The organism is Allobosea sp. GW823-FHT02B03 (assembly GCF_058797755.1).
In genome coordinates, this window is record NZ_JBXAJY010000004.1 from 279,684 (window position 1) to 302,920 (window position 23,237).

The following is a 23,237-nucleotide window of genomic DNA, read 5'->3' on the forward strand; positions in this document are numbered from 1 at the left end:
ATCAAAAAAACCGCAACGGGGCGAGGGCGGAGATTTTTCTCACGCCTCCGCACTTAGACCCGTACCGCCTTCGCCTTCCGGTCCGCCCCGCCGAACACTCTGAGATACCGCGCGATCTCCTCCGGCGTTCCCGTCGCCTTGTTGGGGTTGTCGGAGAGCTTCACCGCCGGGCGGCCATTGGCACTGACGACCTTGCAGACCAGCGAGATCGGGTCGAGATCGGGCGTGCCGTCAGGCGAGCAGCCGACGAAGTCGTTGGTGAGGTTGGTGCCCCAGCCGAAGCTGGTGCGGACCCTGCCGTGGAAATGGTGATAGGCCTCTTCGATCGAGTCGATGTCCATGCCGTCGGAGAAGATCAGCAGCTTGCTCCGGGGATCGCGCCCCTGCGCCTGCCACCAAGCGATGATCTGCTCGCCGGCCTCGATCGGCGGGGCGCTGTCGGGGCGAAAGCCGGTCCAGTCGGCAAGCCAGGAGGGAGCATCGTCGAGGAAAGCGGTGGTGCCGAAGGCGTCTGGCAGCACGATCAGGAGGTTTCCGGCATAGACCTGGCGCCATTCGTCGAGCACGCGATACGGCGCGGCCCTTAGTTCCTCGTCGTTATTGGCCAGCGCGGCGAGCACCATCGGCAACTCATGGGCGTTGGTGCCGATCGCCTCGAGATCGTTTTCCATGGCGAGCAGGACGTTGGAGGTGCCGGTGAAGGTCGGGCCGAGGCCCTCCTTCAGCGCCTCGACGCACCAGCGCTGCCAGAGATGGCCATGGCGGCGGCGCGTGCCGAAATCGGAGATGCGCAGGTCCGGAAGCTTCTTCAGCCGCTCGACCTTGTCCCAGAGCTTCGACTTGGCGCGGGCATAGAGCACGTCGAGCGCAAAGCGCCCCCAGCCCTTCAGCGCCTGGCGCGAGCGCAGCTCGTTGACGATGGCGAGCGCCGGGATCTCCCACATCATCGAATGGGTCCAGGGGCCGGCGAAGGTCAGCTCATATTGTCCGTCGACCTTGCGGAGCTCGTATTCCGGCAGGCGGAACTCGGCGAGCCAGGCGATGAAGTCCGGCGTGAACATCTGGGTCTTGCCGTAGAAGCTGTTGCCGGCGAGCCAGATCAGTTCCTTCTTGGTGAAGCGCAGTTCGCGGGCATGGTCGAGCTGGGCGCGCAATTCGCCCTCGTCGATCACCTCGGCGAGGCGGATCGCCTTGCTGCGGTTGATCAGCCCGAAGGTGACCTCGACCTTTGGGTGGAAGCTCCTGATCATCTGCAGCATCAGGAGCTTGTAGAAATCGGTGTCGAGCAGGCTGCGGACGATCGGGTCGAGCCGCCAGCTGTGGTTGTAGGTCCGTGAGGCGATGTCGGTGATGGCCATGGCGGTCGCAGGCTGCCGGGAGCGGGAACTCAAGCAGTAGAGCAGGGGCGGCCGCAGGGGAATGGCGGGTGCTCGCCGTGCACTTCCAATGCAAACAGGGTCGTCCCGGACAAGCCGCATTGCGGCGCTGATCCGGGACCCATGCCTGAGCCTTTATCGACGATGGTCCGGCATGGTCCCGGGTCTCCCTTCAGTCGCCCGGGACGATCACCATTCCGTGAGATTGCCGTTTGGTCCGGGGCAGAGCCAACCTCACGCCTGGTCGACATGCTCCTTCGCCACGAAGGCGATGCGGACCATGTTGGTCGCGCCCGGCGTGCCGAAGGGGACGCCGGCGACGACGATGATCCGGTCGCCGAGCGCGGCATAGCCTTCGCGAACCGCGAACTTGCAGGCGCGCGAGGCCATGTCGTCGATGTCGCTGGCATCCTTGGTCACGACGGCGTGCACGCCCCAGACCAGCGTCAGCTGGCGGGCCGTCGAGCGGTTCGGCGTCAGCGCGACAACGGTCGAATTCGGCCGCTCGCGCGCGAGGCGGAAGGCGGTCGAGCCCGAGGAGGTCCAGGCCGCGATCGCCTTGAGATTCAGTGCGGTGGTGATCTCGTGGGCGGCCTTGGCAATGGCGTCGGCCCCGGTCGCTTCCGGCTCGGCGCGCTGCGCGTCCAGGATCGAGCGATAGGTCGAGTCGTTCTCGACCTCTTCGGCGATGCGGTTCATCATCGTCACCGCCTCGACCGGATACTCGCCGGCGGCGCTCTCGGCCGAGAGCATCACCGCATCGGCGCCCTCGAACACGGCGGTCGCGACGTCGGAGACCTCGGCGCGGGTCGGCACCGGGGCGGTGATCATGCTCTCGAGCATCTGGGTGGCGACCACGACCGGCTTGCCCATGCGCCGCGACAGGCGGGTGATGCGCTTCTGCGTGCCGGGAACCTTCTCCAGCGGCATTTCGACGCCGAGATCGCCGCGGGCGACCATGATCGAGTCCGAGGCCTCGATGATCTCCTCCAGGCGCAGCAGCGCCTGCGGCTTCTCGATCTTGGCCATCGCCAGGGCGCGGCCGCGCACGATCTTGCGCAGATCGGCCATGTCCTCCGGCCGCTGCACAAAGGAGAGCGCGATCCAGTCGACGCCGGCCTCCGCCGCCGCCTCGGCATCGGAGCGGTCCTTGTCGGTCATCGCCGAAACCGCGATCGTGGTGTCGGGCAGGCTGATGCCCTTGCGCGAGGAAAGCCGCCCGGCGACGGTCACCCGGGTGACGGCCTGCTTCGGCGAGGCCTTCTCGACGACCAGCCGGATCTTGCCGTCGTCGAGGATCAGGTTGTGGCCGGGCTCCAGCGCCGAGAGAATCTCGGGATGCGGCAGGTAGACGCGCTTGGCCGAGCCGGGCGCCGGGTCGGAGTCGAGCACGAAGCGCTCGCCCTTCTCCAGCATCGCGCCGCCATCGCCGCCGAACTGCCCGACGCGCAGCTTCGGGCCCTGCAGATCGGCGAGGATGCCGACCGGACGGCGGAACTGCGTCTCCAGCGCGCGCAGCATCGCCACTCGCTCGGGCAGCGTTTCGCGCTGCGTATGGCTCATATTGATGCGGAAGACGTCGACGCCGGCCTGGAACAGCTTGGCGCACATCTCCGGGGTGGAGGAGGCGGGCCCCAAAGTCGCGATGATCTTGATCCGTCGTTCCCGCCTCATCGCTTTGCCTTTCCTCACGCTGGCGCAGCCTGCTCCGCGCCTCGATGTTCCGTCGCTTATTCGCGGCCGCGGGGCAAGCTCGCGACCGGAGGCGTGCCCTTGTCTGGTTCTGGGACTATGTCGCCACTCAGGGGCGCGGCGGCGCAGCGCCCGGGGTATCGGTCAGCTGGATCGTCCAACCCTTCTGCTCTCCGGTGTCGACCTCGAAGAAGCCCGAGCGGTCATAGCCGCGCGACAGGCAGTCCTCGATGCCGCGGATGGTGAACTCCTTGTTGCGCGTGCACATGATCGACTTGCCGGTCCATTCGCCGCCCTTGTCGTAGTCGACGGCGTGAACATAGTAGAAGCGCGCCGCCAGCGTGCCACGCAGCAGCGTCTCGCAGGCCCGCGGCGCGATGTTCCACCAGCCTTCGGTGACCCAGCCCTGGGCGTCGCGATAGCCTATGGCGACGCCGACGCGGCTCCCGGTGGTGTTGCACATGCGCAGATCCGCCAGGGCCGGCACGGCGCCCGCGAAGAGGAAGAGGGCGGCGGGCGCGGCGAGGCGCAGCACGGACCGGGCGAAGCGTGCGCTCAGGCTCATGGGGCGGCCGGGGTGGGGTCGATCAGGATCACGCGGCAATCGTTGACATTGGTAAGGGTCGGGCCGGTCCGCAGCAGGTCGCCGAGACCTTCGAAGAAGCCGGTCGAATCGTTGTCGCGCAGCGATTGGGCGGGATCGAGGCCAAGCGCGCGGGCGCGCGCCAGCGTGGTCTCGTCGATGATCGCGCCGGCCGGATCGCTCGCCTCGCCGCCGCCGCCATCCGTCCCGTCGGTGTCGCCCACCAAGGCGATTATGCCCGGCTCGCCGGCGAGCGCGATGGCGAGCGCCAGCGCGAATTCCTGGTTCGGGCCGCCGCGGCCCTTGCCGGCGATGGTGACGGTCAATTCGCCGCCGGAGATCAGCGCCGCGCGCCGGCCTTCCGCCTTCAGCGCCAGGGCCTGCCGTGCCTGAGCCTGCGCGACCTCGCGGGCCTCGCCTTCGAGATCGGGGCCGAGATCGATCGGCTCGTAGCCGGCGGCGCGAGCGGCTGCCACGGCCGCGGCGATCGCGTCGGCCGGGCGGGCGACGATGCGGTATTCGCTGTTTGTGAAGGCGGGGTGGCCGGGCTTCGGCGTCTCGCTGGCATCGTCGGCGAGCAGGCCCTCGGCGGCCGGCGGCAGCTTGAGCCCGTAGCGGGCGACGATGGCGCGGGCATCGGCCATGGTGCTGGGGTCGGGCACGGTCGGGCCCGAGGCGATGGCGGCAGGGTCGTCATGCGGGACGTCGGAGACGGCGATGGTCAGCAGCCGCGCCGGGGCGGCGGCGAGAGCGAGCCTGCCGCCCTTGATGCGCGAGAGCCGCTTGCGGACGATGTTCATCTCGCCGATCGGCGCGCCCGAGCGCAGCAGCGCCTTGTTGACGGCCTGCTTCTCGGCGAGCGCAAGCGTGCCCGCCGGCGCCACCCAGTTGGCCGAGCCGCCGCCGGAGAGCAGGACGAGGACGAGGTCGTCGGCGGTCGCGGCGCGGGCGAGTTCCCGTGCCCGCGTGGCGCTGGCGATGCTGCCTTCGTCCGGCACCGGATGGCCGGCGGCCACCATCGGGATGTGCCTGGTCGTGGTCTCGTAGCCGTGGCGGGCGACGGCGTGGCCGAGCAGGCGTTCGGGGGTGAGGCCGAGCGTATCGAGGTAATGCGCTTCGGCGAGCGCGGTCATGCTGCCGGCGGCCTTGCCGGCGGCGAGCAGGATCAGCCGGCCGGAGGGCGGCGGCGCCGGCAGGTGCCCGGCGAGCCAGCTGCTCGGATGAGCGCGCGCCACGGCGGCGTCGAAGATCGCGCGTGCCACCTTGCGCCGCTGTTCGATTGCATTGCCAAGCTGTTGCAAATCGCCCGCCTTCCCGCGAATCCCGATCATGCTGATCGACTTTCGTCTCAGCCCCTTCTATGTCGCTGGCGCGCGGGCGTCACCCGCGATTTGCTGAGCGGTTCCGAGGGCGGAATGGGTGCGCAGATGGCCTTGCCGAACGGAGCTCCCGCGCTGCGGCCGGGCGAGGTCGAAATCATCAGGGGCGACCCGGCAAGCGGCGTGCTCCTGCTCTGCGACCACGCCACCAATGCGATCCCGGCCGAGCTCGACGGGCTCGGCCTGCCGGCGCAGCAGCTCGAGCGCCACATCGCCTATGACATTGGCGCGGCCGAGATGACCCGTGCGATGGCCGAGGTGCTCGGCGCGCCGGCGATACTGAGCAATTTCTCGCGGTTGCTGATCGATCCCAATCGCGGGCGCGACGATCCGACCCTGGTGATGCGCATCTCGGATGGTGCGCTAGTGCCGGCCAATGCCAGGATAGACGAGGCCGGCATCGCCGAGCGGATCGCGCGCTATTACGCGCCTTATGACGCCGCCATCGATGCTGCGGTCGAGGCCGCGATTGCGGCCGGCCACCCGCCGGCGATCGTCTCGGTGCACTCCTTCACGCCGTTCTGGAAGGGCGTGCCCCGTCCCTGGCATGCCGGGGTGCTCTGGGACCGGGAGGGCCGGCTGGCGCAGGCGCTGATCGCTGCCCTGCAGAACGAGGGCGACCTGATCGTCGGCGACAACGAGCCCTACAGGGGCGGCCTGCCCGGCGACACCATCGACCGGCATGCGACGCGGCGCGGCCTGCTCGACGCACTGATCGAGATCCGGCAGGACCTGATCGGCGAGCCGCACGCGGCCCGCGCCTGGGGCAGGCGGCTGGCTCGGCTGTTGCCCGGGAGCCTCGCAGTCGCGCGAGAAATGTGAAATCCGGCCGCTTCCCGCTTGACCTCGCCGCCCATCCGGGCGAACCCCTGCGACCAATTTTCGAAGAAGGGTTTGAGAATGGACGATCCGGTTGCAGGCGATCAGCTGCTTAGCATCGTGCAGCGCATCGAGCGGCTCGAGGAAGAGAAGAAGACGATCTCCGACGACATCAAGGAGGTCTATTCCGAGGCCAAGGCCAATGGCTATGACGTCAAGGTGCTGCGCAAGGTGATCGCGCTGCGCAAGCGCGACCTCGACGAGCGCAAGGAAGAGGAGGCGATCCTCGACCTCTACCTGCAGGCCGTCGGCGAGACGCCCTGATCCGGTTGTTGCGCCCAGCGCCAACCTGCCTATTGCCAGCCGGACTGCCCCCGTCGCCAGGCGATGGAGGCAGTCCGGCGGCACTGCCAGCTACCGGACGTTCAGCCCGAACTCCCGCAGCAATTGCCCGGCCTGCTCTCGCGAGATCGTGGCACCCTTGAAGACGGCGGCATCGCCGATCCGCAGGCCACCCAGATCGGCGCCGCGCAGATCAGCGCCCTGGAAGCGCGCATCCTTCAGGGACGCCTCGCGCAGGCTCGTTCCTTCGAAGATGGCGTCGCGGAAGTCGCAACCGCCGAGATCCGCCTGCGAGAAGTCCACGCCCGCGAGCCGCATGCCGCGAAACGACATGCCGCGGAGCTTGGCGTAGACCAGCAGCGTATCGCGAAAGCAGGTGTCGAGCGCCCGGGTTTCCGTCAGGGTCGCCCCGGTCAGCTTGCAGCCGATGAACGATGCGGAGGTGAGCTTCGCCCCGCGCAGGCTGGCATTGTTGAGGTCGCAGGAGGTGAAACTGGCCTCGGTCAGGTCCGCTGCGGTCATGTCGGTGAAGGCGGCGCCGCACGATACCCAGCTGGTGCGCTCCAGATTGGCCCCCTTCAGCTGTGCGCGCTGGAGATTGCAGCGCTCGAACGTCCACCCGGAAAGATCCAGCCGCGACAGGTCGACCTCCTGGAGGTCGCAGGCAGAAAGCCGGCTGGGCAAGTCGCTGGCGGTCAGGGCCAGGATGTCGACCCGGCCGAGCGTGACACCGGTGAAGGCAAGGGGCGTCCCGCTATCGGCCATCCGGTTCTCCTCAAGACGCCTGCGACGCGTGCAGGCCCGGACCGATCGAGGCCCGCCTCCGACAGAGCGGTAGCTGTGGCCATCTCATTCCGCACGGTGCCGGCAAGCCGCGGGCGATTCGCAGGCCGTGCCGGAAACCTCCATCCGATGCCGGCCTCCATGGCAAGAGGTCGGCCGCAGCTTGCAAGGCATGTGATGGCTTGCCAAGTGCCGCGGACGAACGGGAAAATCAAAAAACGCCGGCCTCGGATGACCGAGGCCGGCGCTGTTCTGGAAAATCGGCGTTTGGTGTCGCGTCAGGCGACCAGCTTGGGCTCGGCGGCCCGCGGCGGCGATCGTCTCCTCGCGGGCCTCGCAGCCGGCGTTCACGATGGTGCACTTGCCGGCGAACAGGCCCTCCGGGCCGCCTGATTTCGAGCTCCGCTCAGCTATGGGTGCGGAAACGGAGCCCATCATCCATGAAGGTCTTCTCCGGGAAGGCCGCTTCATTGGAGCCGAAAGGCATCTGGGCGGTGAGCTTCCAGGATGCAGGGATGTTCCAGGTCTTGGCGACTTCCGCGTCGACGAGCGGATGGTAATGCTGGAGGCTCGCGCCGATATTGGCGTCGGCGAGCGTGGCCCACACGGCCAGCTGCGCGATGCCGGTCGAATGTTCGGACCAGATCGGGAAGTTGTGCGCGTAGAGCGGGAAATTGGCCTGCAGCGCCTTCACCGGCTCCTGATCTTCGAAGAACAGCACGGTCCCTGCGCCGTTGGCGAAGCTGTCGATCTTCTTGCTGGTCCCGTCGAAATCGGCGGCCGGCACGACCGCGCGAAGGGCCTCCCGGGTGATGTTCCAGAACTTGTCGCTCTCCTTGCCGAACAGGATGACGGCACGCGAGCTCTGCGAGTTGAAGCTGGACGGCGAAAGGCGGATCGCCTCTCTGATCAGGGAATCCACCTGGGTCTCGGGGATCGGCAGATTCTTGCCGAGCGCATATTGCGTGCGGCGCTTCTTGAGCTTGTCGAGCATGGCTTCCTCATATGCTAACGCATGTCACGTCGGTTGGGCCGATGAGACAGGACGGTTTTCCCGGAGCGCCTCCGAAGGCGCCGTCCCAGCGAAAGCGGGACTTGATGAGGGAGAGGTAGCGGTTCACTTGCGGCATCGGAATGCCCATATTGGGCACCAATCTGTTGCTCATAGGGGAACGCCTGCATGTCAGAGCTCGACGATATCCGAAGCTTCGTCGCCGTCGTCGATTCCGGAGGCTTCGGCCGGGCCGGGCGCAGCCTCGGCCTGTCGAAATCGATCGTCAGCCGGCGTGTGGCGCGGCTGGAGGCCGATCTCGGCACCAGGCTTCTGAGCCGCACGACCCGCGGCGTCAGCCCGACGGAGGCTGGGCTCGAATTCAAGGCGCGCGGGGAGCGCATCCTGGCGGAGCTGACCGAAGCGCGCGAGGCGGTGGCGCTGCAGGCCGGCGGTGTGGCCGGGCGCCTGCGGCTGAGCATGCCGCTCTCCTTCGGCATCCACCATGTCGCGCCGGTGCTGGCGGAACTGGCGCGCCGGCATCCGCGGCTCGAAATCGACGCCGAGGCTAGCGACCGTCAGGTCGACCTGATCGGCGAGCGCTTCGACATGGCGGTGCGGATCGGTGTGCTGAAGGATTCCAGCCTGGTCGCGCGGCGGATCGCGTCGGTGCGCGGGATCGTCGTCGGCAGTCCCGCTTACTTCACTGGACATGGCCGCCCGGCGACGCCGGCCGAACTCAGCGGCCACGAATGCCTGATTTACACGGGCGGCGCCGCGCCCGACTGGAACTTCAAGGTCAACCGGCGGGTCGTCTCGGTCCGGCCGAGCGGACGGCTGCGTTCCGACAGTGGCGACACCTTGCTGCAATGGGCCGAAGCGGGGCTGGGGCTCGCCCTGCTGCCGAGCTTCATCGCAGGCGAAGCGATCCGCGCCGGCAGGGTCGAGCCGGTGCTGGCGGAATTCCCGCTGCCGGAAAGCGGACTTTATGTCGTGCGTCCGCCGGGGGCTTATGTCTCGGGCAAGGTCCGCGTGCTCACCGATCTCCTGGTCGAGCGCTTCGGCTCCGCCGCGACCTGGGATCCTTGCCAGAAGGCTCTGGCCGAGCAGGCGGCCGCAGCCGGGCAGGGCAGGGGCGTGCCCGGCGAGGACGAGCATCAAGCTGCGTGAACTCGCACTTCACCCGATTTCGCGTGTCAGCCGCTTGCCGCAAAGGCAGTGTTGCGGCCATCGAAACGGGAGATCGCCATGCTGCTGGTTGGAATGCTCGACAGCCCCTATGTGCGGCGCGCCGCCATCACCGGAACCCTGCTCGGGCTCGAGTTCGAGCATCGCTCGGTCTCGGTGTTCCGGCACATGCCGGAATTCAGCAAGATCAACCCGTTGATCAAGGCGCCGACGCTGGTCGCCGATGACGGCACCGTGATCAGCGAATCGCTGCTGATCATCCAGCATTTCGAGGATGTCGCCGGACGCTCCTTGCGCCCGACGGAGGCTGGCGCGCGGGTGCGCGACCTGAGCCTGACCGGCATCGGCATCGTCGCGGCCGACAAGGCGGTCTCGGTCGAATATGAGCGCAAGCGGCCCGAGGAACGGCGCTACGCCAACTGGCAGGAGCGCATCCTGACCCAGCTCCATACGGCGCTCGACCTCCTCGACCAGGCGGCAAAGCGCGGCGAGCTCTCAGCCGGCCCGGAGCTGCGGCCGGGCGACATCGCGGCGGCGATCGCCTGGGGCTTCTGCCGCTTCGTCATTCCGGAGTTCGTCCCGGAAGACCGCTGGCCGGCGCTCGCCGCGCAGGCCAGGGCCTGCGAGGCGCTCGACGTGTTCAAGGCCTGGCCGATCGACCGGGAGTGAGGCCCGGCGCTACTGCGCCGGGTCGGGTTCGCGCTCCACCTTCGGCCTGGACGCTGGGCGGAAACGTTCGCGCAGCCCCTGGAAGACGACATAGAGCGCCGGAATCAGGAAAATCCCGATCACCGCGGCGGCGATCATGCCGCCGAAGACCGGTGTGCCGACATTGCGCCTGGCGAGCATCGAGGGCCCCTCCGCGATCACCAGCGGCAAGAGGCCGAGGATGAAGGCGAGCGAGGTCATCATCACCGGCCGGAAGCGCAGCCGCGCTCCGAGCGTCGCCGCATGGAGGAGCGGAAGCCCCTTCTCGCGCTGCTCCTTGGCGAATTCGACGATCAGGATGCCGTTCTTGGCGGCAAGGCCGATCAGCACGACGATGCCGATCTGGGCATAGAGGTCGAGCGTCAAGCCGCCGACCACGATGCCGACGAAGGCGCCGAGCACGCCGACCGCGACCGAGAGCAGGACTGGCACCGGGATCGTCCAGCTCTCATAGAGCGCGACCAGGAAGAGATAGGCAAAGAGTAGGGCGAAGGCCAGGATCATGCCCGTCTGCCCCTGGGCCCGCTTCTCCTGGAAGGAGACGTCGGTCCAGTCGCCGCGATAGCCGGCGGGCAACGTCTTCGCGGCGACCTGTTCCATCGCCGCCAGGGCCTGTCCGGAGGAAACGCCCGGCGCGGCCGAGCCCTGCACCGTCACGGCGAGGCGGTTATTGTAGCGGATCAGTGCCTGTGGCCCGACGACGATGCGTGCCTCGAGCAGACTGCGCAGCGGGATCATGCTGCCGTCGCGACTACGGACATTGATGCGGTAGATGTCGTCGATCGACTTCCGGTCGATGCCGTCGGCCTGGACCTGAACCTGCCAGGTGCGGCCGAACAGGTTGATGTCGTTGACATAATAGCCGCCGAGCGAGGCCTGCAGTGACTGGAACAGGCTGCTGAGATCGACGCCGAGGATCTGGACCTTGTCGCGGTCGATATCGAGATAGACCGAGGGGGTCGTGTCCGAGAAGGTCGAGAAGACGCGGCGCAGCTGCGGGTCCTGGTTGGCTGCGATGGTCAGGCCGCGCAGGGTGCGGGCGAGCGCTTTGGGATCGGAGCCGCCCATGTCCTGCAGGACATAGGTGAAGCCGCCGCCGGTGCCGAGGCCGACGATCGGCGGCGGCGCGATCGGCACCACGGCGCCGCCGCGCACCGCGCGCAGCTTCTGCGAGACGCGGGCAATGATCGCGTTCGCGCTCTGGTCAGCGCCCTTGCGATCGGCGAAGGGCTTCAGCGAGACGAGGAAGAAGCCGGAATTCGACTGCGAGTTCCCGTCGATGAAGTTCAGGCCGATGATGGTGGAGTAGTCCTCGACCGCGGGCTCGGCCTTGAGGATGGTCTCGACCTCGGCCGCGACGGCCGCGGTGCGGCCGACCGAGGCGCCGTCGGGCAACTGCGCGACGACGAAGAAGGCGCCCTGGTCGTCCTCCGGCAGGAAGCCGGTCGGCGTGATCCGCCCCATGGCATAGATCGCGGCGCCGAAGGCGGCGGTCAGAACCAGACTGATCACCGAGATGCGCACCAGCCGGGCGACGGTGTCGCCATAGCGGTCGCGCGTCCAGTCGATGCCACGCATGACATGGCCGATCGGGCCGCGCCGCGGGCCGTGATGCGGCTTGAGCAGCACGCCGCAAAGCGCCGGCGACAGGGTCAGCGCGTTGATCGCCGAAATCAGCATCGCGACCGCGACGGTGACGGCGAACTGGCGGAAGAGCTCGCCGGAAATGCCGGGGATGAAGGCGACGGGCACGAAGACCGAGAGCAGGACGAGCGTGATCGCGATGATCGGCGCGACGATCTCGCCCATGGCGAGTTTTGTCGCCTCGGCCGGCGAAAGCTCGGGATGCTCCTCCATCACGCGCTCGACGTTCTCGACGACGACGATCGCGTCGTCGACGACGATGCCGATGGCGAGCACGATCGCCAGCAGCGAGACCGTGTTGGCGGAATAGCCGATCGCGTTGAGGACGATGAAGGTGCCGACGAGGCTGACCGGGACGGCGAAGGTCGGGATCAGCGTGGCACGGAAACTGCCGAGGAACAGGAAGACGACGACGATGACGAGGATGAAGGCCTCGATCAGCGTCTTCTGAACCTCCTCGATCGTCGCGGTGACGAAGGCGGTCGGATCGTAGGTCACCTTCCAGGCGAGATCTTCCGGGAAGTTGCGGGCGAGGTCGCCGACGGTCTTCTTGACCGCGTCGAGCGCCGCGATGGCGTTGGCGCCGGGCGACTGGTAGATGCCGATCAGCACGGCCGGGCCGCCGTTGAGGCGGGTCTCGCGGTCGAGATTGGCGGCGCCAAGCTCGATGCGCGCGACGTCGGAAAGGCGCAGCACCGAACCGTCCGGGTTCGTGCGCACGACGATCTTCTCGAACTCCTGCGGCGAGCTCAGCCGACCCTTGGTCTGGATGTTGAGCTGGAGCTGCTGGTCGTCGGAAATCGGGCGCGCGCCGATGCGGCCGACCGCGGCCTGGGTGTTCTGCGACTGGATGGCGCTGATGATGTCGCCGGTGGTCAGCCCGAGCCCCGTCAGGGCGTCGGTGCGGACCCAGGCGCGCATGGAGTAGTCCTGAGCGCCGAACAGCGAAGCGTCGCCGACGCCGGGGGTCGAGCGGACCGCGTCGAGCAGATTGATGGTGGTGTAGTTCGAGACGAAGAGGTTGTCGTAGGTCTTCTTCGGCGAATAGACCGCGATGACGCCGAGCAGTGCCGAGGACTGCTTCTTGACCGTCACGCCGTTGCGCTTGACCTCCTCGGGCAGCTTCGACAGCGCGATCTGCACGCGGTTGTTGACGTTGACCGTGTTGATGTCGGGGTTGGTGCCGAGCTCGAACGAGATCTTGAGCGAATAGCTGCCGTCATTGCCGCTGACGCTCTTCATGTAGAGCATCTTGTCGGTGCCGACGATTTGGGCTTCGAGCGGCTGCGCCACTGTCGCCTCGACCACGGCTGCGGATGCGCCGGGATAGGAGGTCGTCACCGAGACCTGCGGCGGCACGATATCCGGATACTGCGCGACCGGAATCGCGAAGAGCGAGATCAGGCCGGCGATGACCGTGACGACCGCGATGACAATGGCCAGGCGTGGCCGGTCGACGAAGACGGAGGTGAACATGCCTCAGCTCCGGCCGGCCGGAGGCGCCGTGACGGGAGAGGCCAGGACCGGCGTACCGGGCCGCAGGCCCTGAAGCCCCTCGACCACGACCTGCTCGCCGCCGTTCAGCCCCTTGTCGACCACGACATAGGCGCCGGCCTCGGCGCCGATCTGCAGGCGCTTGACCACGGCCTTGCCGTCTTCGACCACGAAAACATAGGCGCCCTGCTGGTCGGCGATCAGCGCCGCCTGCGGCACGAGGACCTTGTCCACCGGCTTCTCGGCATGGACGGCGACATTGACCAGGGTTCCGTCGATCAACCTGCCCTTCGGATTAGGCACGATGGCGCGGACGAGGACGGTATCGGTGGAGCGGTCGACCGAGACGTCGACGAAGTCGATCGTGCCTTGCTGGTCATAGGTGGAGCCGTCGGAAAAGCGCAGCGTGACCTTCGGCCCGGTGGTGCCGGCATCGACGCGATTATGGCCGAAGGTGACGAATTCGCGCTGGCTGACCGGGAAGTTCACATACATCGGGTCTTCGCTGACGATCAGCGCCAGCGAGCCACTGTCGGGCGAGACGACATTGCCCTTGGTCAGCTTGGTGCGGCCGATCCGGCCGGCGATGGGCGAGGTGATCTCGGTATAGCCGAGATTGATCTCCGCGGTCTTCAGATCGGCGGCGGCGGTGGTGGCCGAGCCTTGCGCTGCCGTCTCCTCGGCGACGCGCTGGTCGCGCACCGCAACCGAGCCGGCATTGGTGCGCAGCAGATCCTCGGCGCGCTGGCGCTGGCCGGTGGCGTTCTGCAGTGTGCCCTGGGCGCTCTCGAGCGCGCCCTGCGCCTGCTGGACGGCGGCCTCGAACGGTGCCCTTTCGATGCGGAACAGCGGCGTGCCTTCCTTGACGCTGTCGCCGTCACGGAACAGGACGGCCTCAAGGAAGCCGGTGATGCGGGCCCGGACCTCGACACGGTTGACCGCCTCGATGCGGCCGACGAAGTCGGCGGTGCGTTCGATCGGCCGCTTCTGTGCCGGCGTGGTGCCGACCGGTATGGCCTGGGGCTGGCCGGGCTGGGCCGGCTGGGCGAGGGCGGCCTGCGAGGGGCCAAGCAGGGTCAGGCCGGCCAGGAGCAGGAAGGTCGCTCCATTCCGCGGCCGGCGAGCCGGACTTTTCGCAAGCTGAGCGCGCATCACCAAGACTCCCGTAGGCATCGTCCGCATCCTGCCACGACGCGTATCATGACGCGACGGCACTGTGCGCGTTTTATTGGTGCAGCGCCATGCCGACAAGATCATGACGGGCGCTGCCGCAGCGTCCGTCAGCGCGTCGGTCAGTTCTGGACGAATGTGGTCGGGAGTGCGCGGACGGCGGGGCCGCTGAAGCCACTGGTCTTGAGATCGGTGGGGGCGCCGTTGCTGAAGCCGAGCGCTGCGGCCGGGCTCGGCCCCGCGACCCAGCCCCTGGCTGCGGGGTCGGTGACCTTGGCCTTGGCGGTGGCGACGCCGGTGCGGCGCGGGGCGGCCGGCTGCTGGGCGACGGCTGCGAAGAGCGAATCCAGACCGGAGCGATCGGCATCGTATTCGGCGGCCAGCGGTGTCCGCGTCTCGGTCGTGGCGACCTCGACGGCGCGCCGCTGCGGCTCGCCAGGCGCGCGGGGCCGGATCGGCGGAGGCGGGTGCGAGACGCTGACCATGCGAGCGCCGGCGGGTACTGCATCCTGCTCGTCGGCCTCCTGGCTCGCGGCCTCGGGCGAGAGGCGAGCGAGGACGATCGGGCGTGTCGGTGGCAGGGGAGCCGAGACTGCCCGCCCGGCGACGACGTTCTCGATGACGGGAGCCGGCAGGTCGCCGGGGCGGCGTGGCGGCAGCGAGGCGAGGATCAGCTTCTGCTCGGCCTGCGGCAGCGGCAGGGCCGAGGCTTCGGCGGCGAGCGCGGCAAGCTGCGGCGAGCCGGCGGGCGGAGTCGGCAGGGTCAGGCTCGCCGGGCGCGCGACGGGGAGCGCGGTCGCGATCGGGGCGGGCTTCGGCGGCTCGGCCGGCTGCGGCGCGAGTGCCGCGACCTGGGTTTCCGCCGGCTCCGGCGCGGGAGCCGACGGCGCCGTCGCGCGGTTCGAGCGCTCGCGCATCAAAGCGCGGCCGGACGGTTCGGGCTGGACGGCCGGGGCATTGAAGACGGCGAAGCGGCCGCCATCGCCGCTGTTGCTGTCGCCGGCATAGGCCATGACGGTCGGCTGCGGTGTCGGCGCGCGGCGGGCCGCGGCGCGGCCGCGGCTCGGGCGGGCATCGGCCTCCTCGTCGTCGCCGCCGAAGAGCGCGGCCCAGAAGCCCTTGCCGCCGCTGCCGGAGGCGATGATCGCACCCTCGTCGAAGTCGGTCGCGGCATAGCCCATCACCGAGCCGCCGCCCGAAAGGATCTCGGCCTTGGCGACTTCGTAGCCGCTCAGCGGCTTGCCGTCGGCCGGGAGGTGGACGGTCTTCTCGTCCGGGAACAGGCGCACGAGCTGGTCGCGAGTCATGCGTGGCCAGGAGCGCACCGAGCCGGCGTCGAGATGGACGAAGGGCGTGTGGGCACCAGGATAGAAACCGACGCCGCCGCGCTGCAGCCGCATGCCGACTTCGCGGATCTTCGCGGTCGGTGTGTCCGGCAGATAGAAATCCATCGCCTTGCCGACCATGTGCTGGCTCGACTTGGCGACGCCGCGTGAGCGCCGGCGCAGCATCGAATTGGTGCCGGGCGAGCGATAGGCCGAGACGACGTGGAAGGGCTGGTCGGAGCCGACCTTGCGGTGCACCTCCCAGGCGAGATCGAACAGGCGCGGATCCATCCGGATCGGCTCGTCGGTGCGCCAGTCGCGCATCGCCCAATTGAGCTTCTCAAGCGCCGCGGAGTCGTAGCGGCCGTCACGCCTGAAGGTGACGGTCGTCTCCTCCTTGGTGTGCATATGCTTGATGGTGATGGTGCGGGTATCGCCGTTGGCCACGGCATCCTGGGTGCCGCGAATGCCGACGCACAGGGCAACAAGGCTCGTCGCGAGGACAGCGCCGGCATGCGCAAGGCGCCCCAAAGGACGCGGCAGCCGTCTCGTCGTCTCGGCTTTCGACCAGCTCACTCTCACCTGACCCGTCTCGAAGCGCCGGCGAGCCGGTGCGGTAAACGTCAAGGAACAGTTGCCGAGAAGGCTTAACGGGTGGTTACCGGCGGCACAACCATCCCGCCTGAATTTCGGCAAGCGAGAAGCTGGCTACCCACAGATCGTGGCAAAACCGTGCCGCCGCCGCAAAGCGGCCTAGGAGAGCCGCTCCAGGGCGGTGCGGACCAACCGGTGGAAGCCGTAGAGATCGTCATAGGTCGTGATCGCGCCGGCCTCGTTCACCACCAGCGTATTATAGACCAGATGGATCGGCAGCGGCTGCGGCAATCTGATCGTGCGTTCGCCCGAGCCGATCAGGCGCTTCAGCCGGTCATGCGTCCATTCTGGGCCCAGCACCAGATCGGCGAGCGCGAACGGGTTCTCGACGCGCACGCAGCCATGGCTGAGGGCGCGCTTGTTACCCGCGAAGAGGCGCCGATTCGGCGTGTCGTGCAGATAGACCGCGTGGTCGTTGGGGAACATGAACTTGATCCAGCCGAGCGCGTTGCGCTCGCCGGGCGGCTGGCGCACCGAGATCGAATTGCCGCGGCGCGTGACGACATAGCCGCGCTTGGCCGCATAGTCCGGATCGGCCGCGAGCCCAGGCAGGAATTCCTTCTTCAGGATCGACGGCGGCACGTACCAGGACGGGTTGACGACGACGTATTCCATCTTGTGCGAGAAGATCGGCGTCGCCGATTCCGGCTTGCCGACGATGACGCGGGTATCGTGCACGAGTTTGCCGTCATGGACCATGCGCATCCGGAATTCCGGGACGTTGACCATGACGTGGCTGGCGCCGAGATCGGCGGGCAGCCAGCGCCAGCGCTCCATCTGCGCGACGATGTCGCTTTCCAGCCGCGCGGCCGGCGGAGAGCCGAGCGCGGCCAGCGTCTGGTTGCTGAGCACGCCGTCGGCGCGAAGGCCGGCCTGCTTCTGGAATTCGGCCAGCGCGGTCGCGGTCGAGCGGTCGAAGACCGGCTCCTCGCTGGCGCCGAGGCCGAGGCGGGCGCGGACCAGCGGCACGCGCTGGTCGCGCATGCCGAGCCGCAGCGGCGGGCCGGCGGGGATGCGGACCGACGGCGCCTCGTCCTTGTTCGTTCGCAGGGTGGCGAGCTTGGCCTTGAGCCGGCGATAGCCCTCGTGTTGCGGATTATAGGCGGCGAGCACCGCGCCGGGGTCGGTGGCGCCGGCGAGCTCGGAAAGGACCTCGGTCGCCGAAGGCAGGTCGAGCACCGGGGTTAGCATCTTGGAAAGCCGGCGCGGGTCGATCCGGCCGCCGCGGGCGTCGCGGGCGTAGAGCACGGCGAGGGCCGAGAGCCTGACATCGGCTTCGGCGAGGCCGTCCTTGTCGCTCGCCTCGAAGGCCGGCACGGCATAGTCGGCCGGCCGCAATCCGTCCTGGCCGGCGCGGCCGAGCTGGGCGACGAGCAGCTTGCCGGCGGCGCTCCAGCCCTTGCCGTCGATCCAGAACGGCCGGTTCTCGTTGGCGGCATAGGCCGCGGTTATGTCGGCGCGCTCGCGCTGGGCGAGCCGCGGGACCGACAGGGCCTCCTCGGCGCGCGCGGCGATGCGGGCCGAAAGCTCGAGGCCGGTCGGCAGCGTGACCACCACCTCGGGCAGGGCGGGCGGAGCGATCAGCGGCTCGGTCGGGCGCGCGAGCTGCGGTTCGCCTTCGGGCGCGGGACGGGCCAGCAGCGAAGGATCGACCGGCGGCAGTTCGGGCACGGTGATGCCGAGGAAGGCGTCATCGCCATCCGGCTGCGGCGTTACCGAGATCGCCCCGGTGGTCATGCCGGGCGCGTCATGCGGGGCGGCGAGTTCCGGCTCGTCGTCGGCGCCGGGCGAGCGCAGATCGAGCACCATTTCGGGTGGGGCGGGAATGTCGAGCTGCGGCGGTGTGGCGTCACCGGCCAGGATGCGCAGGGCCGGTGCTTCCGGCGGCGGCAGATCGAGCGTCGCGGCCTCGTTCCCCGCGCCTTGCGCGAGGGCGGTGGCGACGCCCAATGCGAGGCCCAGAACGGCGGCGGAAGCTGATTCCGCCAGACGGCGAAGGCGCATGCTGATTCCCCGGATCCCTGCGGATGCACGCCGATAACTGCGTGAGCCGCCCTGCTTCGACTAGTGCCGCCCTGCAACAGCGGCGCCCATTCTCCCCGAAGCCGGCCCCTCTCGGCTCCAGAGCAAATTGTGCATATCCGCCTGTCAGGCGGCGTCAGCCCCTGCTGCGTCGCCCTCGCCCTCGATCAGCCCGTAATCCTTGAGCTTGCGGTAGAGCGTCGAGCGGCCGATGCCGAGCTTGCGCGAGATCTCGGACATATGGCCGCGATAATGCGCGAGGGCGAACTTGATGATCTCGCGCTCGAGCTCGTCGAGGCTGCGCATGTCGGAACCGGCGACGAGATCGAGCGCGTTGGGGTCGCGCACCGGCACCTGGACGATGCGCGGTGGCGTGTCCTCGCGCGACTCGCCCGCGATGGACGGCGGCGCTGGCGGGATGCGGACGTCGAAGCCCTGCATCTGCGCGGCGATCTGCGGGAATTCGGCGATGGTCAGTTCGTCGCCATCGGCAAGGACCACGGCACGGAACATCGCGTTCTCGAGCTGGCGGACATTGCCCGGCCAGTCATAGCCGCCGAGCAGGCCGAGCGCCTCGGTGCTGATGCCGCGCAGCTTCTTGCCCTCCTCGGCGGCGAAGCGAGCAAGGAAGCCATGGGCGAGGTCGGCGATGTCCTCGCGGCGCTGGCGCAGCGGCGGCAAGGTGATCGGAAAGACGTTAAGCCGGTAGTACAGGTCCTCGCGGAACTCGCCGCGCTTGACCTGGTCGAGCAGGCTCTTGTTGGTCGCCGAGACGATGCGGATGTCGACGCGGACCGACTTCTTGCCGCCGACCGGGTCGACCTCGCCCTCCTGGATGGCGCGCAGGAGCTTGACCTGGGCGTCGAGTGGCAGTTCGCCGACCTCGTCGAGGAAGAGCGTGCCTCCATTGGCTTCGACGAACTTGCCGACATGGCGCTCGGTCGCGCCGGTGAAGGCGCCCTTCTCGTGACCGAACAGGATCGACTCGACGAGATTATGCGGGATCGCCCCGCAATTGACCGTGACGAACGGCTTGCCGCGGCGGTCGCTGGAACCCTGGATGGCGCGGGCGAGCACCTCCTTGCCGACGCCGGATTCGCCCTCGACGAGAATCGGGATGTTCGACTTGGCGGCGCGCTCGGCGAGCTGCACGACCCGGCCCATATCGGCGCTCTTGCTGGCGAGGTCGCGGAAGCCGAGCTGGCCAGCCGAGCGCCGCTTCATGTAGCGGATCTCATGCTCGAGCGCGCCGAGCTTGAGGGCGTTCTTGAGCGAGACCTGCAGGCGTTCGGCTCCGACCGGCTTGACCACGAAGTCGACTGCGCCCGCCCGCATGGCGGAAACCACGGTCTCGATCGAGCCGTTCGCCGTCTGCACGATCACCGGTGTCGCGATGCCGCGCTCGCGCAGGGCGGCGAGCACCGCCATGCCGTCGCGGCCGGGCATGACGAGGTCGAGCACCAGGCAGTCGATATGCTGCGATTCGTCGCCGAGCAGAGCGAGCGCCTGGTCGCCGCCCTCGGCGGTCAGAACCTCATAGCCGAACCGCTTGAGCATCGCGTCGAGCAGGCGGCGCTGCACGGGATCGTCATCGACGACGAGGATGGTGGCGGACATGGACCCTCGGCAGGCAGGCGAGTCAGGCGGACGCGGTGTTCCGTTTCGGGGCACTGTCGCGGAGAAGGGTTAAGCCGCGATTAAGGCGAGAGGCCGGTTCGCATTCAGGGGCGCGTGCGGGTCCGCGCTTCCGGCGCTGTGAAAGCCCGCCGATAGCGCCGACTATGCGAGGTGCCTCGCGGCGGTGTCTCCGGCGCACCTTCCGCCAGGCCCGCGACCTCGACGCGGTCGCGGCCCTTGCGCTTGGCCCGGTAGAGCGCTGCGTCGGCGCGCTCGATCACGGCTTCCACCTCCTCGTCGCCGACCGTCTCGGCGATGCCGATGCTGACGGTGACCGGGCCCTGCAAAGGAGCGATGGCGCGCGAGCGCCGCGCATAGCCCGCACGGATCGCCTCAGCCACCGTGACGGCCGGTTCGAGCGGCGTCGCTGGCAGGAGGACGACGAACTCCTCGCCGCCGAGGCGGCCGAGGACGGCGCCGGTTCCCTCGACTGCCTCGCTCAGGACCTTCGCGAGTTCCTGGATGACGAGATCGCCGGTGGCATGGCCGTAGCTGTCATTGACCTGCTTGAAGGCGTCGATGTCGCAGAGCAGGAGCGCCGCCGGCTCCTGCGGATCGACCGTGGCAAGCACGGTCTCGGCGGCGCTGAAGAAGCCGCGGCGGTTGCCGATCCCGGTGAGCGGATCGGTCAGCGACTGGGCGGTCGCTTCCGCCATCAGATCGCTCGTCGTCCTGAGCAGGAAGAGGACGGCCATGGCGCACCAGCTCAGCATGGCGAAAATCCGGAAGCTGACGCCCCAGAAGGCGCTGGTCACTTCCGCCTCGCTCTCGATCGGCCCTTCGAGTGCGAAGGCGAGGGCGGGGCGGGCGACGAGGGTCGCCGCCGTCAGCACGAAGACCAGCCCGGTCAGCCGGTCGATGCTGTCGCGGCCCGGGTTCCGTACGATCGCCCGCGCGGCGATCAGGAAGATCACAGCGGCCCCGACGCTGGCGGTGGTGCCGCGCCAGAAGATGCTCGGGCTCACGAAGCCGAACCAGAGCCCGGCGACGATCGTGGCGAGCAGGATCGGCACGGTGATGCGATCCGCCGCCCTGCCGCCGTGCAGAAGAAGCGCGCCGCGCGCCGCGAAGAAGGCGACGCCGACCAGGAAGGCGTTGGCGATCAGGGAGAAGGGCGCGGCGTTCTCGATGACGAGGCGCGCAAGGCTGAGCGCGGAGCCCAGGACGGCGCAGGCATAGGCGAGCGACCAGTTGAGCACATGGCGGCGCTCCCTCTGCTTCAACCAGAGCGAATAGAGGGTCGCACAGAGCACCGCGGCAATGACGGGCAGAATCGCGGTCAGAAGATAGGCGTGGTCCATTCCACCATTCCGCGGTGGGACGCGTGCTTGCGAGGGCCGGTCTCAGCCTTTGGGTAGTGGGAGCCCTTACGGAAAGTCAACGCGTTCGAGCCCGCGCGAATGCCCCTCATGCGCCGCGCGTGGAACGCGCCGCTTTGCGGCTGCGGCCGTGCGCGGCGTTGATCGCGAGGCCTCGACCGCGCATATGGGAGGGAATGGTTTCACCAGAGAGGTGCCTTAGACATGACGACCGCTTTCGCCGGGACGACCAACGCCAATGTCGCGCGGAGCGCCGAGGCCGGCGCCTCCAAGGCCGCCAAGGCGCTCGGCATCCTGCCGGAATGGGATTTGACGCATCTCTATCCGGCGATGGATTCGCCTGCCTTCGCCGCCGATCTGGAGCGGGCCCTGGCCGAGGCGCGCAGCTTTGCGGTGCTCTACCGCGGCAAGCTCGCGGCGCTGGCTGAGCGTGCCGATGCCAGCACCGTGCTGGCCGAGGCGGTCGCTGCCTATGAGAAGCTCGAGGATCTCGTCGGCAAGATCATGTCCTATGCCGGCCTGGTCTATTCCGGCGACACCACCGATCCGCAGCGCGCCAAGTTCTATGGCGACACGCAGGACAAGGTGACGGCGATCTCGACCGAGCTGCTGTTCTTCGGGCTGGAGCTCAACCGGATCGACGAAGCCGTGCTGGCCAAGGCAGCCGCGCAGGCGCCGCTCAGCCACTGGAAGCCGTGGATCGAGGACCTCGCCAAGGACAAGCCGCACCAGCTCGAGGACCGGATCGAGGAGCTGTTCCACGAGAAGTCGGTGACCGGGCACGGCGCCTGGAACCGGCTCTTCGACGAGACCATCGCCTCGCTGCGCTTCAAGGCCGGCGGCGAGGAGCTGACGCTCGAACTGACGCTGAACCGGCTGCAGGATGCCGACGGGGCAGTGCGCAAGGAGGCGGCCGAGGCGCTCGGCACGGTCTTCCGCCAGCATCTGCGGACCTTCGGGCTGATCACCAACACCCTCGCCAAGGACAAGGAGATCTCCGACCGCTGGCGCAAGTTCGAGGATGTCGCCGATTCCCGGCATCTGGCGAACCGGGTCGAGCGCGAAGTGGTCGATGCGCTGGTGGCGGCGGTACGTGAGGCCTATCCGCGCCTGTCGCACCGCTACTACAAGCTGAAGGCGCGCTGGTTCGGGCGCGAGGCGCTCGACTACTGGGATCGCAACGCGCCGCTGCCCAAGGTCGAACAGCGCACGATTCCGTGGACCGAGGCGCGCGACACCGTGCTGTCCGCCTATGGCGATTTCTCGCCGGAGATGGCCGGCATCGCCCGCCGCTTCTTCGACGAGCGCTGGATCGACGCGCCGGCGCGGCCCGGCAAGGCGCCGGGCGCCTTCGCCCATCCCACCGTGCCGTCGGCGCATCCCTATGTGCTGGTCAACTACCAGGGCAAGCCGCGCGACGTGATGACGCTCGCCCACGAGCTCGGCCATGGCGTGCACCAGGTGCTGGCCGGGCCGAATGGCGCCCTGATGGCGCCGACGCCGCTGACGCTGGCCGAGACGGCGAGCGTCTTCGGGGAGATGTTGACCTTCCGCAAGCTCCTGAACGAGACGGTCGACAAGAAGCAGCGCAAGGCGATGCTCGCCGCCAAGGTCGAGGACATGATCAACACGGTCGTGCGCCAGATCGCCTTCTACTCCTTCGAGCGGAAGGTCCACGAAGCCCGCCGCTCGGGCGAGCTGACGGCGGAAAACCTCTGCGAGCTGTGGATGAGCGTGCAGTCGGAGAGCCTGGGGCCCGCGATCAAGCTCGGGCCGGGCTACGAGACCTTCTGGGCCTATATCCCGCACTTCATCCACTCGCCGTTCTACGTCTACGCCTATGCCTTCGGCGATTGCCTGGTGAACTCGCTCTACGGCGTCTACCAGAACTCGGCCGAGGGCTTTCAGCAGCGCTATTTCGCGCTGCTCTCGGCTGGCGGCACCAAGCATCATTCCGAGCTGCTCAAGCCCTTCGGCCTCGATGCGCGCGACCCGGCCTTCTGGCAGATCGGCCTCAACATGATCGAGGGGCTGATCATCGAGCTCGAGGGCATGGAATAGCGAAAGGAGC

17 protein-coding genes are annotated in these 23,237 nt (G+C 68.4%); 5 read left to right on the plus strand and 12 right to left on the minus strand.

Annotated features, from left to right (window positions below; all coding sequences use genetic code 11):
- Positions 1-53 precede the first annotated feature (53 nt).
- The 4 genes from pncB to AC1REK_RS14945 all read right to left on the minus strand — a co-directional run bounded on the left by pncB (position 54) and on the right by AC1REK_RS14945 (position 4,982).
- Positions 54-1,358, minus strand: a complete 1,305-nt coding sequence (gene pncB, locus AC1REK_RS14930) for a nicotinate phosphoribosyltransferase (protein ID WP_066477453.1) — start codon at positions 1,356-1,358, stop codon at positions 54-56.
- 252 nt (positions 1,359-1,610) lie between these two features.
- On the minus strand, positions 1,611-3,050 hold the full coding sequence (pyk, locus tag AC1REK_RS14935; protein WP_492269445.1) for a pyruvate kinase: 1,440 nt from the start codon (positions 3,048-3,050) through the stop codon (positions 1,611-1,613).
- A gap of 127 nt (positions 3,051-3,177) precedes the next feature.
- Positions 3,178-3,633 carry a DUF1036 domain-containing protein gene (locus AC1REK_RS14940; RefSeq protein ID WP_492269444.1) on the minus strand — a complete coding sequence of 152 codons (456 nt, stop codon included), beginning with the start codon at positions 3,631-3,633 and terminating at the stop codon, positions 3,178-3,180.
- Positions 3,630-4,982: a glycerate kinase type-2 family protein gene (locus AC1REK_RS14945; protein ID WP_492269443.1), complete on the minus strand. Its 1,353-nt coding sequence runs from the start codon at positions 4,980-4,982 to the stop codon at positions 3,630-3,632. Before AC1REK_RS14945 ends, AC1REK_RS14940 begins: the two co-directional genes overlap by 4 nt.
- 84 nt (positions 4,983-5,066) lie before the next feature.
- Here AC1REK_RS14945 and AC1REK_RS14950 point away from each other — a divergent pair, with 84 nt between their 5' ends.
- Together AC1REK_RS14950 and AC1REK_RS14955 are read left to right on the plus strand one after the other, a co-directional pair.
- Positions 5,067-5,852 (plus strand): N-formylglutamate amidohydrolase, encoded by a 786-nt coding sequence (locus AC1REK_RS14950; RefSeq protein ID WP_492269442.1) that lies wholly within the window; start codon positions 5,067-5,069, stop codon positions 5,850-5,852.
- Between the two features lie 78 nt (positions 5,853-5,930).
- Positions 5,931-6,173 (plus strand): DUF2312 domain-containing protein, encoded by a 243-nt coding sequence (locus AC1REK_RS14955; protein ID WP_066477463.1) that lies wholly within the window; start codon positions 5,931-5,933, stop codon positions 6,171-6,173.
- Positions 6,174-6,263: 90 nt separating this feature from the next.
- Here the strand turns inward: AC1REK_RS14955 and AC1REK_RS14960 are convergent, their stop codons facing one another.
- Together AC1REK_RS14960 and AC1REK_RS14965 are read right to left on the minus strand one after the other, a co-directional pair.
- Positions 6,264-6,956, minus strand: a complete 693-nt coding sequence (locus tag AC1REK_RS14960) for a pentapeptide repeat-containing protein (protein ID WP_492269441.1) — start codon at positions 6,954-6,956, stop codon at positions 6,264-6,266.
- A gap of 424 nt (positions 6,957-7,380) precedes the next feature.
- Positions 7,381-7,968, minus strand: a complete 588-nt coding sequence (locus AC1REK_RS14965) for a nitroreductase family protein (protein WP_316019042.1) — start codon at positions 7,966-7,968, stop codon at positions 7,381-7,383.
- 186 nt (positions 7,969-8,154) lie between these two features.
- Here AC1REK_RS14965 and AC1REK_RS14970 point away from each other — a divergent pair, with 186 nt between their 5' ends.
- Together AC1REK_RS14970 and AC1REK_RS14975 are read left to right on the plus strand one after the other, a co-directional pair.
- Entirely contained in the window at positions 8,155-9,135 is a 981-nt protein-coding gene (locus AC1REK_RS14970) for a LysR family transcriptional regulator (protein WP_492269440.1), read from the plus strand.
- Positions 9,136-9,213: 78 nt separating this feature from the next.
- A complete protein-coding gene (locus AC1REK_RS14975; RefSeq protein WP_492269439.1) occupies positions 9,214-9,822 on the plus strand; it encodes a glutathione S-transferase family protein in 609 nt (202 codons plus the stop codon).
- A gap of 9 nt (positions 9,823-9,831) precedes the next feature.
- On the opposite strand, the gene AC1REK_RS14980 is transcribed toward AC1REK_RS14975, so the two are convergent.
- The 6 genes from AC1REK_RS14980 to AC1REK_RS15005 all read right to left on the minus strand — a co-directional run bounded on the left by AC1REK_RS14980 (position 9,832) and on the right by AC1REK_RS15005 (position 21,148).
- A complete protein-coding gene (locus tag AC1REK_RS14980; protein ID WP_492269438.1) occupies positions 9,832-12,981 on the minus strand; it encodes an efflux RND transporter permease subunit in 3,150 nt (1,049 codons plus the stop codon).
- 3 nt (positions 12,982-12,984) lie between these two features.
- Positions 12,985-14,151, minus strand: a complete 1,167-nt coding sequence (locus AC1REK_RS14985; RefSeq protein WP_492269437.1) for an efflux RND transporter periplasmic adaptor subunit — start codon at positions 14,149-14,151, stop codon at positions 12,985-12,987.
- A gap of 140 nt (positions 14,152-14,291) precedes the next feature.
- Positions 14,292-16,070, minus strand: coding sequence for a peptidoglycan L,D-endopeptidase MepK (locus AC1REK_RS14990; protein WP_492269436.1), 1,779 nt, complete (start codon positions 16,068-16,070; stop codon positions 14,292-14,294).
- A gap of 177 nt (positions 16,071-16,247) precedes the next feature.
- Positions 16,248-18,152, minus strand: coding sequence for a L,D-transpeptidase family protein (locus AC1REK_RS14995; RefSeq protein WP_492269435.1), 1,905 nt, complete (start codon positions 18,150-18,152; stop codon positions 16,248-16,250).
- Between the two features lie 144 nt (positions 18,153-18,296).
- Complete coding sequence (locus AC1REK_RS15000; RefSeq protein ID WP_492269434.1) at positions 18,297-19,787, minus strand: sigma-54-dependent transcriptional regulator; 1,491 nt, start codon at positions 19,785-19,787, stop codon at positions 18,297-18,299.
- 104 nt (positions 19,788-19,891) lie between these two features.
- Entirely contained in the window at positions 19,892-21,148 is a 1,257-nt protein-coding gene (locus AC1REK_RS15005) for a GGDEF domain-containing protein (protein ID WP_492269433.1), read from the minus strand.
- Between the two features lie 222 nt (positions 21,149-21,370).
- Here AC1REK_RS15005 and AC1REK_RS15010 point away from each other — a divergent pair, with 222 nt between their 5' ends.
- On the plus strand, positions 21,371-23,227 hold the full coding sequence (locus AC1REK_RS15010) for a M3 family oligoendopeptidase (protein ID WP_492269432.1): 1,857 nt from the start codon (positions 21,371-21,373) through the stop codon (positions 23,225-23,227).
- The last annotated feature ends 10 nt before the right edge of the window (positions 23,228-23,237 follow it).